We start from the raw sequence: 13663 nt of genomic DNA, 5'->3' as shown, positions 1-13663 counted from the left end.
ACTTGGTGATTTCCGATGAATAACAGATAATTTTAATTGAAATTCTATTTCCTAATTATCGCGGTAAGGAATTAATATCTGAAACTATTGTTCATCCCTTCAATTCCAGAAACTTATTTAATATGAGCATAACTCAAATACAGAAAAATGAGATTCTGAATATTTATCAAAAGTGGCTTGATAGTTATTTGAATGGTGATATAGATACCTACGATTCATATTTTGATGATGATTACCATTTCATTGGTTCTACCAACAATGAAGAGTTTCTTAACCGAAAGGATACCACGGAATTTTTTAGGAAAACCACCGATCAATTTGCTGGGAAAACAGACCTGAGAAATAATATTACTACCATTGAAAAATTTGGGGAGGTTATTTTTTTGACCCACCTTTTTGATGCCTGGTTCATGGCTGAAAGAGATTGGACCTATTATGGCAGGTTCAGGTTTTCTAACGCCCTTCACGAAACCAGGGATGGCTGGAAATTCATTTATCAGCATTTTTCCATTCCAGATGCCAAGGCAGAAGAAGGAGAGACTATAGGTTTCGACCAGATTAGCGCTGAAAATTTACAGTTAAGAGAGGCTATTCAAAGACGAACTAAAGAGCTTGAGGAAAAATCCCGGGAACTGCAAATTGAGATGGGGTTAGAAAAGGTAAGAGCGAGGTCTCTGGAGATGCAGCACACTAATGAACTTCAGGATGTCATCAACACGGTTCACCGTGAACTACTTAATTTACAACTCTCCTTAACCGGAGGTGCTTTTATCACGATCAATTCAGATATACAGGATGAGCTATGGTGCTGGGGTGCAGGCGGTACGGCAGATTATGTACAAAAAGTTCATGTGCCCCCTGTAGATAAACCTATCTACAAAAATCTTCTTAATGGAATAAAGAAGGGCCCGGGGTTTTTCACGGAAGAATTCAGCCAGGCGGAGAAAGTTGAATTTTTTGAACACCTTTTTAAATTCCCTCCATATTTAAATGCCGATGATTCTCATAAAAAAGAAGTTTTTTCACGCCAAGGTGGATATACCCGTTCATGTGCCGTTTTTAAGAACACCTCCATATTTATAATTAATCATCATGGCAGGATATTCACCGAGCATGAGAACAATGTTTTAAAACGGTTTGGGAGTGTTTTTGAACAGGCCTACACCCGTTTCCTCGATCTTAAAAAAGCGGAGGCTCAAACCAGGGAAGCCCAGATCGAAACAGCTTTAGAACGGGTTCGAAGTCGAACCATGGCTATGCAGCATTCTAAGGAGTTACCTGAAGCTGCCAATATACTTTTTCTGGAAATTCAAAAACTGGGAATTCCGGCATGGAGTGCAGGTTATAATATTCTTTCAGAAGATAATCGTTCCAGTACCTGTATTATGAGTAGCGAAGGGGAACTGCAGGAGCCTTTCGTACTGCCTTTAACAGAACATGAAAGTCTGCTGCCCTGGCATGAGTCGATAGTTAAAAACATGGATTTTTTTGTTTACGGGCAGGAAGGTGAGGATCTGGTCGCTCATTATGATTATATGACCTCTTTGCCGGAACTTAAAAAGACCTTTGAGCAATTCCAGGAGGCAGGATTAGATCTGCCCACACGACAGTTCAATCACCTGGTGAGGTTTAATAAGGGGTTTTTACTATTTATTACCTATGAAGAAGTTCCGGAAGCTCATGACATCTTTAAACGTTTCGGAAAAGTATTTGAGCAAACCTATACCCGTTTTCTGGATCTTAAGAAGGCTGAAGCACAAGCACGAGAGGCAAAGATAGAGACCGCATTAGAAAAAGTACGTTCAAGAAGTATGGCAATGCACCAAAGCGAAGAATTATGGGAAGTGGCTGAATTGCTTTTTGAACAAATTAAAAATCTGGGCATAGGCACGTGGTCCTGTGGAGTAAGTTTATGGTATGAGGATGATAGTTATTTTATGGGCTACAATCCAGGGCCCGATGGTAAAATTGGGACGCCAATGCCTATTCCCCTTACAGAAGATATATTTTTTATTACGATTCGTGAAGCTAAAAGAAGGGGTGATGAATTTTTAATATTTGAATCTGAAGGCAAATCACTTGAAAATACCTATCGTTATATGGATAAGCTTCCTGTAGTAGGTACGGTGATGAGGAATATTGTAGAAGCTGGATTTGATTTGCCTAAATTCCAGGTAACCCATTGTGGTTTTTTTTCTCATGGTCATTTAATGTTTATTACCCTGGAACATAATCCTGAAGCAATAGATATATTTAAACGCTTTACCAAAGTCTTTAAACAAGCATATACACGATTCCTTGATATTCAAAAAGCTGAAGCCCAGGCCAGGGAAGCCCAGATCGAGGCGGCTCTGGAAAGAGTGAGGTCCAGGAGTTTGGCAATGCATCAGAGTAATGAACTGCTGGAAGTTGTATCGGTCTTATTTGAGCAATTTCAAAACTTAGGATTTAATATAACCAAGGCTGGAGCTACTGCAATTAACATTTTCATTCCTGGGTCTCGAGAAATGAACGGCTATGTTTGTGGATCTCACAATCAGGGCTTGGTAATTCAAAATTTTATTCATCCGTATTTTGACAATGCCGTTTGTCAAGACATGTACGATACACGAATTAATCAACCCGAAGTCTTTACCGAAAGTTATGATAAGAAAACCAAGGATGAATATTATAAATCATTATTTAATCTTACCGAGCTACGTGATATTCCTGAGGTAGCTCAAGCCCAGATTTTGGATTCAGAAACCTTAAACATTACGATTGTACCTAGCGATCAATTTATGATTATCGTGTTGGATTTAGACAATAAGATTCTATCACAATATGAGATTGATATTCTTAAGCGATTTTCGAGTGTCTTTAAACAATCTTATACCCGCTTCCTCGATCTCCAAAAGGCTGAAGCCCAGGCCAGGGAAGCCCAGATCGAAGCAGCTCTGGAAAGAGTGAGATCAACCAGCCTGGCCATGCATCATTCCTCTGAGTTATCTACTGTGGTAGATAAGCTTCTTAAGGAGTTTACAGATCTTGAATTCACTCTCACCTTCTGTATTATCAATCTTATCGATGAAAAGGATAGGAGCAATACCGTATGGGCAGCAAATCCCGAAACAGGAAAGGATGCTGAATCTTACTATATGAAATTTGAAGATTATCCCTTTCATCACGCCATGTGGGATGCCTGGAAGGCTCAGAAAAAGCGATTTATATATACCCTGGAAGGTGAGGAGAAAAGAAAATATGATGAATATCTCTATTCAGAAACTGAATTCAGGCGATTCCCTGAGCATGTTCAGGAAGCCAATAAGGCTCTGGAAAGATATGTAGCAGGCTTTACCTTTTTTGAATATAGCGGACTCCAGACAGTAAGTGAAGAACCTATTTCTGAAAATGACCTGGAAATACTGGAACGTTTTGGGAAAGTATTCGAGCAAGCCTACAGACGTTTTCTGGATCTTCAAAAAGCCGAAGCCCAGGCCAGAGAGGCCCAGATCGAGGCAGCTTTGGAAAGAGTTCGTAGCAGAACCATGGGGATGCAAAAAAGTTCTGAACTGGAGGAGGTGATAAAGGTCGTTTATGATCAACTGGTACATCTTAATTTTAATATCGAACACGCAGGGTTTATCATAGACTACAGGGAGAATGATGATATGCATATCTGGCTTACCGATAAGAACAAGGTCCCTGCTGAGGTGACCGTTCCCTATATTGATACTCCGCACTGGAACAGTTTCTTAAAGGCTAAAAAGAAAGGGGATAATTTTTTTAGTAACCTGTACACTTATGAAGAAAAAAATGAATTTTATCGGAAGTTGTTTGAAATTATTCCGGGGGTAGCAAAAGAAACTAAAAGCTATTATCAAAACTGTAAAGGGCTGGCCATATCTACAGTTTTAATGGACGATGTGGGGCTTTACATAGAGAATTTTGAAGGTGAGCCCTTTTCTGAAGAAGAAAATAAAACCCTTTTAAGGTTCGGTAAGGTATTTCAGCAAACTTATACCCGTTTTCGTGACCTGGAAAACGCCGAAGCTCAAACCAAACAGGCTCATATTGAAGCGGCGCTGGAGAGAGTGCGCAGCAGGTCTATGGGAATGCAAAACAGCAAGGATTTTAGCTCTGTCACTACCGAAATGTTTAATCAACTACGAAACTTTGGGGGCGATCTCTTTGCCACCGGGATTGTTTTTTGTGATAAGCATAAAGATCATGTAGAGCAATGGCATAGTATTCCGGGGGCAGGTATGATGAGTCCTTTTATTGTTCCAAAAAACCTGGACTATATTCACGAATACAGGTATAACCAGTGGAAAAAGGGAGAAGAGCTATTTTCTATAGAGATACCGGGTGATTTTATTGAACAGCATTTTCAGGATATCTTCAATCTGCCTTCTGCTCAAAAAGTACTTAGAGATATGGATGAAAATGATACTCCCATGCCCGGGGCACCTCCCTGGGAAATTGACTATGGGGCATCCTTTAAAAATGGATATATTCTGGTTTCTGCACTGCAGGTATTTGAGGAAGCCCATATTCTGCCTCGTTTTGCAAAGGTCTTTGAGCAGGCTTATACCAGGTATCTGGATCTTGAAAAAGCAGAACTTCAGGCCAGGGAAGCACAGGTTGAAGCTGCTCTGGAGAGGATTCGTAGCAGATCTATAGGTATGCAGAAGAGCGAGGATCTGGCAGATCTATCATTGGAACTTGTAAAACAGGTTCAGGAACTGGGGGTGTCCACCTGGTTTTGTGCCTTCAATATTTATGATGATGAAGAAAAGGGTTCTTTGGAATGGGGTAGCAATGGCCAGGGTGTATTCCCTAAATACAGAACACCAAGGGAAGGAATCTTTCTTAAATATTATAAGGCTGGGCAGCAAGGCCAAAGCTTGCTGGTGAACGAAATAGGTGAAGACGAGTGTCCGGCCCATTATGAATATTTATGCTCCCTGCCGGGAGTGGGTGAGCAATTATTACAAATGAAAGCACAGGGAATTTCTTTCCCTACCTCCCAGATAGACCATGTTGCTTTTTTTAAATATGGATATCTTCTTTTTATCACCTATGAGCCTGTCCCGGAATCTTACGAGATCTTTAAGAGATTTGCCAGGGTCTTTGAACAGTCCTATACCCGATTCCTCGATTTGCAAAAGGCTGAAGAGCGGGCAAGGGAAGCCAGGGTGGAAACAGCCCTGGAAAAAGTGAGAAGCCGCACGCTGGCTATGGAGGATAGCAGGGAATTTACCGAAACCTCCATGGTCGTTTTTGAACAGCTACTGGAACTGGGTATCTCCCCAAATAGATTATTTATAGGTCTTATTGATAGCGACCTGGCCGCAATAGATGCCTGGGCAACCAATGAGGACGGCAGCAGGCTTGCCAGTCACTTTAAATTAGAAGCGACAAAAAATAGAGCTATTTCCAGAATGTTAGATGGCTGGAAGCAGGGAAAGACGTCCCAGATAATAGATTTGGAAGGCAGGGAACTGCAGGATTATTTTAAGTATCTAAATGAGGAATTGAATATCTCATTTCAGGGTGGCATTGAACAAAAAAGGAGGATCCAGTATTTGGCTTATTTTTCGGGGGGTCTTATTGGTTTGGCTTCCGGCGAGGAACAGGACGAAGATGCACTTGAATTGCTGGAACGTTTTGCGGCAGTATTTAACCTTACCTATATCCGTTTTAAAGATCTGAAAGTCGCTGAAGCGAATGCCATCAAAGCAAAACAGGATCTTAAAGAAATAAAGGCGGCCAGGGAAAATGCAGAAAAAGCACTAACAGAACTTCAGCAAACCCAGAAACAACTTATTCAATCAGAGAAAATGGCAAGTCTGGGAGAACTCACTGCCGGAATAGCCCACGAGATCCAGAATCCGTTGAATTTCGTGAATAATTTTTCTGAAGTAAGTAATGAACTGCTCGATGAAATAGCCGAAGAAATAGAAAAAGGCGATCTGGGGGAGGTAAGAGAAATTTTAAAGGATATCAGGAATAACCTTAATAAAATAAACCATCATGGCAAGCGCGCAGATGCTATTGTAAAAGGGATGCTGCAGCATAGCAGGAAAGGTAATTCAGAAATAGAACCTACAGATCTTAATATCCTGTGTGATGAATATCTGCGTTTAGCATATCATGGCTTACGCGCCAGGGATAAGTCATTTAATGCTAACCTGGAGACAGATTTTGATCCGGAATTAGGGAATGTCGCTGTGATGGCCCAGGAGATTGGAAGGGTGATCCTCAACTTACTTACTAATGCTTTTTATGCCGTATTGCAGAAAAGAAATAACACCAATGATCCCTTATATGAACCAAAAGTCAGTATTTCAACTCATAAGGAAACTAACCGGGTGCTTATTCGAGTTAAAGATAATGGTTGTGGGATCCCAAAAAAGAATCTGGATAAGATCTTTCAGCCATTTTTCACCACCAAGCCAACCGGGCAGGGAACCGGGTTGGGACTTAGTTTAAGCTACGACATTGTAAAGGCCCATGGAGGTGTCCTGGAAGTAAAGACTCAAAAAAATAAAGGAACGACCTTCACTATCATAATAAAAACAAACCGATGAAAATCAAATACTTATTATGTTTCCTTTTTTTAGCGCTTTGCCTGAACAGTTTAGGCCAGACCAGCAGCGATATAGAAAATTATAAATTTAAGAAGGATAGTGTAAAGCAGCATATAGAGAAATCTACCGGGGACGAAACAAGAATGGTAAGATTAAAGAATGAATTCGCGCGTTTGTGTTTTGTAATTCCTGAATTTGAAGATGGTTTCCTTGCTCTACAGGAGGCAAAAATAATCTCTGATAAATTGGATTATAAGGAAGGGGAAGCCATGTATTATTTAACCTTATCCTCTTTCTATTATGATCAAGACAATCCCATAAGTATTTATTATAGAAAAAAGGCTCAGCAGCTCTCCAATTACTTAGAGGAAGAGGTGAATGATAATAACAATTTTACAGATTTACCGAGGTCTAATTTAAATGAAGATGTTCAACGATTTCAAGATCAATTTAATAAGGTGCTCGCGAGGGATGAACTGTCAAATAACAAAGAAATACAGGCGAATCTTTTATACGCCATCGCCGGAACTCATTATCGCCTTGGGTACCCGGAAACAGCACTAACCAAGTTAACTGAAGCTATACGTTTATTCTCAGAAATAGGGGAAATCTATCCTGCCTTTCATTTATCGACCATTAAAATGGGATCCCTGGTCTATTTGGAGAAAGAAGAAGAGGCTAAAAAAATAGAGCTGGAATTGATCAAATTAATGTCTGCGGAACAGGATAAAAGTAATCTGGCACTTATCCACAGCGCTATGGCAAATGGTTACAGAATGCAGGGCAGGTGGTCCCTGGCTATTGAATATTACCTGAAAGCCCTGGAATTATTAGATCCTGTCGAAGACCGTGAATTAAGGATAATAGATCAGTATAACCTGGCCATAGCCTATGAGAATTATGGTATGGACAGCAGGGCAGCAGATAACTATCGTATCGCTATTGCAGATTTAGAAAAGGAAAAGGATACCGTCCAGTTATATATTGCCTATGGTACCATCGTATTCCCCCTTATTGCCATAGAGAAATATGATGAGGCCAAAAAATATATGCAACTTTCTCTCAAGGATACCATAAGAAATAAAGATTATGCCCTTGCACGATATAACGATGCCCAGGGGCAGATATTAAAAAGCCAGGGGAAATACCAGGAAGCTATACCCTATTTTCTGAAAGCTGAAGAAGGTTTTAGAAAACTTGAAGGAGTTGAGTGGGCTATTGCATTTATGAATTTATACCTGGCAGAATGCAATTTTCAACTCGAAAATTATATGAGGGCTTTAGAATACGCCACTGAGGCCCTCAATTTGGATAGTAATGATCAGGTAACTGAAAAAGCTACTCTTCTTTTATCCCAGATTCACGAAAATCTTGATAATCTTGCACTGGCCTATCAATATTTAAAAGACTATCAGCTATTAAGGTCTGAGAAAGAAAAATCTGAAGAAATAAACAGGATTGCCGATGCTGAGATACGCTCTATTCTAGATGAAAGCGAAAAGACCATAAATTTTCTAGAAAGAGAAAAATTAAAAAAAGAAAAGGAAAGTCTATTTCAGCGCGGGCTGATTATAAGTGTATTAATTGTATTGATTTCAGTGGTTGTCTTTGCCATAATTTTATACCGCAATAATAAGAACAAGCAAAAAGCTAATGCTCAATTAAAAAGGCAAAAGAAGAAGATTGAGCAGACTTTAGATCAGCTCAAGGCTACCCAATCGCAACTTATACAATCTGAAAAGATGGCCAGCCTGGGAGAGCTTACCGCCGGAATTGCCCATGAGATACAGAATCCATTGAATTTTGTGAATAATTTTTCTGAAATCAATAATGAATTGCTTGATGAAATAGCTGAAGAATTTGAAAAAGGAAACCATAGTGAAGTTAGAGTGATTTTAAATGATATCAGGAATAACCTTAATAAAATAAATCATCATGGTAAGCGTGCAGATGCGATAGTAAAAGGGATGCTGCAGCATAGCAGAAAAGAAAATTCTGAAAAAGAACCTACAGATCTTAATGTTCTATGTGATGAATACCTGCGTTTAGCGTATCATGGATTGCGCGCAAAGGACAAATCCTTTAATGCTAATCTGGAAAAAGATTTTGATCCTGCTCTGGAGAAGATCAATGTCATGGCGCAGGAGATTGGAAGGGTAATTTTAAACTTACTCACTAATGCCTTTTATGCTGTACATCAGAAAAAATGCCAAACCAGCGATCCCGGATATGTGCCGAAAGTCAAAATTCTGACCAGGAAAAAACCTGATCAGGTTTGTATACAGGTAAAGGATAATGGCATTGGAATTTCCCAAAATATTCTGGATAAGGTTTTCCAGCCATTTTTTACTACTAAACCCAGCGGGCAGGGTACCGGCCTTGGACTTTACCTTAGTTATGAGATCATTCAGGTACACGGTGGGGAATTAAAAATAGATACCCAGGAGGGAGAGGGAACAATATTTACTATCTTATTACCTGCTTAACACTCTGATTTTATGAAGGATACCAGGAAAGATTTGCTTCATCAAACTCATCAACGAATTTTCGAGATAATTACCGGTGAATTACCTGTGAAGGAAGCCGTAAAACTTATCGACGACAAAATAAGTGGGTTTGGAACAACCTGGGATGAGATGATCCTTTCGAAAAAAGATTATCTCGGGATCCTGGAAAATACCCGGAATCAACAGGAGAATTACCAGCTGGAATGGAATTTAAAACCTTTCTCATACAGGATGCTGGCTAACGATACTGTAGCGGTCCTTTGTGATGAGGTAAATTTTTTCTCTCCCACAGACACTGGGGAAAAAATAGAAATGTTTCTGAGGTATACAGGCGTCTACGAGTACACCGGGGAGAAGTGGTTACTAATTCATTTTCATGGATCTAAACCTGAATTTGTGGATAGCGCAATAGATTCTTTTGGGATTGAACATCTTAAAGAGAAGAATGAAGAATTAAAGGAAGAAGTTAAGAAGCGAACTGCCCGCCTCGAAGAATCATTGAGCCGTTTAAGGGCTACCCAGGAACAACTAATCCATTCAGAAAAAATGGCCAGCCTTGGAGAATTAACTGCGGGGATCGCTCACGAGATCAAAAATCCGCTCAATTTCGTCAATAACTTTTCAGACCTGAATGTGGAACTGATCGATGAGAGCTTTGAAGAACTGGACAAAATAGGTAGCTCAGCTGCCCTGAGCGAGGCCAGGGAAATACTTGAAGATGTGAAGTCTAACTTGGAGAAGATAAAACAGCATGGATCAAGAGCAGATAGTATTGTAAAGTCCATGCTGCAACATAGTCGTGGCGGCAATGGCAAGGCAGAAAAAGTAGATTTCAATGGGCTTGTAAAGGAGTATGTTAATCTCGCCTTTCATGGAATGAGAGCCGGTAAAAAGCCAATAAATGTGAGTATAGATTATCATCTGGATGAGAAGATAGATAAGGTTCCTGTTATCCAGGAAGACTTTAGCCGGGTGATTTTAAACTTATGCAATAATGCCTTCGATGCCATGCATGAAAAGCTCAATGTGTCCAAAACTCAGGGTGAATACTCACCAAAACTTAAGGTTAAAACTTATGGTAAGGGCGATAAAATTATACTTGAAATTGAAGATAATGGCCCGGGAATATCTGATGAATATAAATCCAAGATCCTTCAGCCTTTTTTTACAACTAAAAAAGGAACCGAGGGAACCGGACTTGGTCTTTCAATTACCAATGACATTATTAAAGCTCACGGGGGAGAATTAAAAGTAGAATCAAAAACAGATAATAAGACCTATTCCAGGTTTATTATTCAATTAAAGAAGTGAAAGCAATGAAAATACTAATTGTAGATGATGAGAAAGATGTCGAAGATCTTTTCCGGCAGAAGTTCAGAAAAGAGATAAAGAATGACGACCTGGAAATAGAATTTGCATTTTCGGGTAAAGAAGCATTGGAGGTCCTTAAAAGAAAAGATCCGCCAGAAGTGGTGTATGTTTTTTCTGATATCAATATGCCTGGAATGACGGGCCTGGAGCTTCTTGAAAAAATAAAAAAACAATTTCCCAAGATCCCGGTAAGTATGATCTCGGCTTATGGCGATACCGAGAATTATAACAAGGCTATAAATTCTGGAGCCAGGGAATTTTTTACCAAGCCAATCGATTTTGAGTCTTTGAGAAATGAGTTAAGAAAACTTGGCGCTTTAAATTAATAACTAAATCTCTAAAAATGGTCAAAATACTGGTAGTCGATGACGAAGCTGATCTTGAGATTTTGATCAAGCAGAAGTTCAGGAAGAAGATCCGTGAGCATGAATATGATTTCCGATTTGCCCTCAACGGTCGTGATGCGCTCGAGAAAATTTCAGAAGAACCTGATACAGATATTGTTTTGAGCGATATCAATATGCCAGAAATGGACGGCCTCACTTTACTGACTAAGTTGAATGAGAAGAATCCCCTCATCAAGGCGGTGATCGTTTCAGCCTATGGGGACATGGAAAATATTCGTACTGCGATGAACCGTGGTGCCTTCGACTTTATAACCAAACCTATAAATTTTGAAGACCTTTCTATTACCGTTGAAAAAACGATTCAGCACGCGAGGCAATTAAAAGATACCCTTATTGCCATAAAAGAGAATGATATTCTGAAGATGTATGTAGATGAAAATGTTCTTAAATTCATGAACAGCCGGGAATATGAATCGTCCCTTATGGAAAATGAAACTATAGAAGGCAGTGTGGTTTTTATCGATATGGTAGGTTTTACCAGGATTAGCGAAACTGCTCCTCCCAATACAGTGGTGAAAATGATCAATACCTATTTTGATATCATGGCGAAGGAGATCATAGCCCAAAAGGGATTTATTGATAAATTTATAGGCGATGCTGTAATGGCGGTTTTCCGGGGTGAGTATCATCTAGACCGGGCTGTGGATACAGCAATTGCGGTCAGGAATAAGATAAGTGAACTGGATCCTCCAGATGAGAATTCAGATTTTAAACCCAAGGTTTCCATCGGGATAAAAAGTGGAGAGATGACCTCTGGAAACATAGGGTCTGAAAGTTTAAAACGACTGGATTATACGGTGATTGGTGATACGGTGAATACAGCTGCACGATTTCAGGATATCGCCAAAGAGGACCAGATAATTATTTGTGAAGCTTGCTATGAAAAAATAAAAGAATATTTCAAATGCCGGGAATTAGGAAAATTTAAATTGAAAAATAAAGAAGAACCGGTAACTGTTTTTGAAGTTTTAGAATAACCGGGAATCAGGATGAAGTTGAGGTAGCTGTTGAGGAGCCATCCCAGTGAATCTTTGTGATTAATTATCTAAATTTCTGAAATAGAATACCGGATATAAAAAAAATAGGCCTCCTGGAGGCCCGTTTTTAATCTTAAGCAAAAACTATATAGATATTATATAAGATCGTAATTATAAATCGGGTATTTATAAAGCAGTGGATGAGAAATAGGCTCTAATCCTAACCTTTTATAAGTATCAACTCTTCCTGTGGCTCTATAAGGTATTCAGCGCCGTCCTGGGTAACCACGGCCATTTCTTCTACAGATATGGTCTTCAAATTTCCATCCGGAAGTTTCCAGGCGTGGAAACCGTCAAATGCGAAGGTCATTCCGGGCTTTAATTCTTTTTCAGCTGCTGGCCTGACATGTGAAGCCTGTGATCCGCCAAGGTTAGGCCCCACATCATGGGCGACATACCCCACCGGATGCCCGGTACTCCACATGACATATTCAGATCCTGCTTCGTTCATTAACACACGTTGAGCCCTGTCTACCTCAACTCCTTTAGTACCGGGTTTCATAGCGGCCAGTGCAGCACGGTTACCGGCCTTTGCACTTTCCCAGTAATGCTTTATATTCTTTGGAGCCTCTTTTTCGCCATCTTTTAAGACATAAGCAAATCTTTGGATATCGCTTACCCACCTGTCGTATACCTTGATGCCAAAATCTATCTGGATCACATCTCCAGGCATGATCACCTTTTCCGTAGCATGTGAATGACCTCGATCTGGTCCGGAATTCACATTGGGATTCTGGTCTGCTGCCCATCCATCGGTCACGCCATTTTCAGCCATTTTCTTTTTCAGGAACCTGGCGATATCGGCATCGGTAGATTCGCCCGGAACCACTTGCTGATAAGCCTCGACCTGCCACTCGGCAGTAAGGGCAGCCGCTTTTTTTAGGATTTCCACCTCTTCCGGGAGTTTTATGGCCAGCCATTCATAGACTAGCTCGGTAGAAGGTGTTAGCCTTTTTGCATGGTCACCTAAATAGGCTTCCAGTTCCTGTCGTTGGGTGTAAGACAAGCCATCAGCCATGGAATTGGTTTTGGAAGAGTTTACAGCAATGGTCTTAAAATCTTTTTCTTTGATAAAAGTGGCAGCCTGTTTCATGGCCGATTCATTGCGTTCTACGCTTGCCACCGAATCATGAATATTAAGATCATCCAGCGCTTTTGATTCTCCCGAAGGCGAAAATACCAGGGAATGAAAACCATTTTCGTCATTATAAAAAAGAAAAGCAGCGGTACCCCCGGCATTTTCCCCGCCAATATGGTGGGCAATGGGATCATTGTTATTTTCACGGCAAATTACCAGCCAGCAATCTAATTCGGCGGCCTTTAAAGCCCCTGGGAGTAATTCGTTTATTCGCTGTTTTCTAATTTCGGGCCAGGGATTTTTACCCCAGGAAATCGTATTTGCAGTATTTTCTCTTGTTTTTGAAGACATGGTCTCCTGTGCTTTTTGATAGTTACAGGAAAAAAGTATAGTTAATAGTAAAAGTGCGGGTAGTAGAAATTTGTTCATATTTATCAGATTGGCTTTTCGAGACAATTTATAAAATTTATTTTTTCAGAATAAGGCTATCCTTTTAATACTCATCTACCGTCATCAGGTGAAATTCACGGAAGGACTAAAGGAATGCCAAGAATGCTTCAAGTACAAGGGTGGAAACCCACTTTTTATAGGGCGACGAACTAGTTACCAGGTACCATCAAATCAATAAAAAAGTCCGGGCGATATTTATGCCGCCCTTTTTTGGCGGCTATTCTATAAATCTGAATGTTTC

At 40.1% G+C, this 13663-nt stretch carries 6 protein-coding genes; 5 read left to right on the top strand and 1 reads right to left on the bottom strand.

Annotation, left to right across the window (positions count from 1 at the left end):
• Positions 1 to 122: 122 nt before the first annotated feature.
• The 5 genes from FGM01_RS11720 to FGM01_RS11700 are packed head-to-tail and all read left to right on the top strand — an operon-like array spanning position 123 to position 11834.
• On the top strand, positions 123 to 6572 hold the full coding sequence (locus FGM01_RS11720) for an ATP-binding protein (protein ID WP_143411361.1): 6450 nt from the start codon (positions 123 to 125) through the stop codon (positions 6570 to 6572).
• Complete coding sequence (locus FGM01_RS11715) at positions 6569 to 9058, top strand: tetratricopeptide repeat-containing sensor histidine kinase (protein WP_143411360.1); 2490 nt, start codon at positions 6569 to 6571, stop codon at positions 9056 to 9058. Before FGM01_RS11720 ends, FGM01_RS11715 begins: the two co-directional genes overlap by 4 nt.
• Positions 9059 to 9070: 12 nt before the next feature.
• The gene (locus tag FGM01_RS11710) at positions 9071 to 10390 is read left to right on the top strand and encodes an ATP-binding protein (protein WP_143411359.1); all 1320 of its coding nucleotides are present in this window, start codon (positions 9071 to 9073) and stop codon (positions 10388 to 10390) included.
• 5 nt (positions 10391 to 10395) lie between these two features.
• Entirely contained in the window at positions 10396 to 10776 is a 381-nt protein-coding gene (locus FGM01_RS11705) for a response regulator (RefSeq protein WP_143411358.1), read from the top strand.
• 17 nt (positions 10777 to 10793) lie between these two features.
• Entirely contained in the window at positions 10794 to 11834 is a 1041-nt protein-coding gene (locus tag FGM01_RS11700; protein WP_143411357.1) for an adenylate/guanylate cyclase domain-containing protein, read from the top strand.
• Positions 11835 to 12054: 220 nt separating this feature from the next.
• Here FGM01_RS11700 and FGM01_RS11695 read toward each other — a convergent pair whose 3' ends face one another.
• A complete protein-coding gene (locus tag FGM01_RS11695) occupies positions 12055 to 13401 on the bottom strand; it encodes a M24 family metallopeptidase (protein ID WP_243735797.1) in 1347 nt (448 codons plus the stop codon).
• Between the last annotated feature and the right edge of the window lie 262 nt (positions 13402 to 13663).

The sequence above is a fragment of the Christiangramia sabulilitoris genome (assembly GCF_007050985.1).
In the GTDB taxonomy this organism is placed as follows: Bacteria; Bacteroidota; Bacteroidia; order Flavobacteriales; family Flavobacteriaceae; genus Christiangramia; species Christiangramia sabulilitoris.
Note: the sequence above shows the minus strand (reverse complement) of the source record. Positions and strands in the feature narration are given on the sequence as shown.

What these genes read in the sequence shown, in the direction of transcription:
- FGM01_RS11720 (WP_143411361.1), top strand. Translation starts at nt 123, where the DNA reads ATGAGCATAACTCAAATACAGAAAAATGAGATTCTGAATATTTATCAA.
- FGM01_RS11700 (WP_143411357.1), top strand. Translation starts at nt 10,794, where the DNA reads ATGGTCAAAATACTGGTAGTCGATGACGAAGCTGATCTTGAGATTTTG.
- FGM01_RS11695 (WP_243735797.1), bottom strand. Translation starts at nt 13,401, where the DNA reads ATGAACAAATTTCTACTACCCGCACTTTTACTATTAACTATACTTTTT.
- FGM01_RS11710 (WP_143411359.1), top strand. Translation starts at nt 9,071, where the DNA reads ATGAAGGATACCAGGAAAGATTTGCTTCATCAAACTCATCAACGAATT.
- FGM01_RS11715 (WP_143411360.1), top strand. Translation starts at nt 6,569, where the DNA reads ATGAAAATCAAATACTTATTATGTTTCCTTTTTTTAGCGCTTTGCCTG.
- FGM01_RS11705 (WP_143411358.1), top strand. Translation starts at nt 10,396, where the DNA reads ATGAAAATACTAATTGTAGATGATGAGAAAGATGTCGAAGATCTTTTC.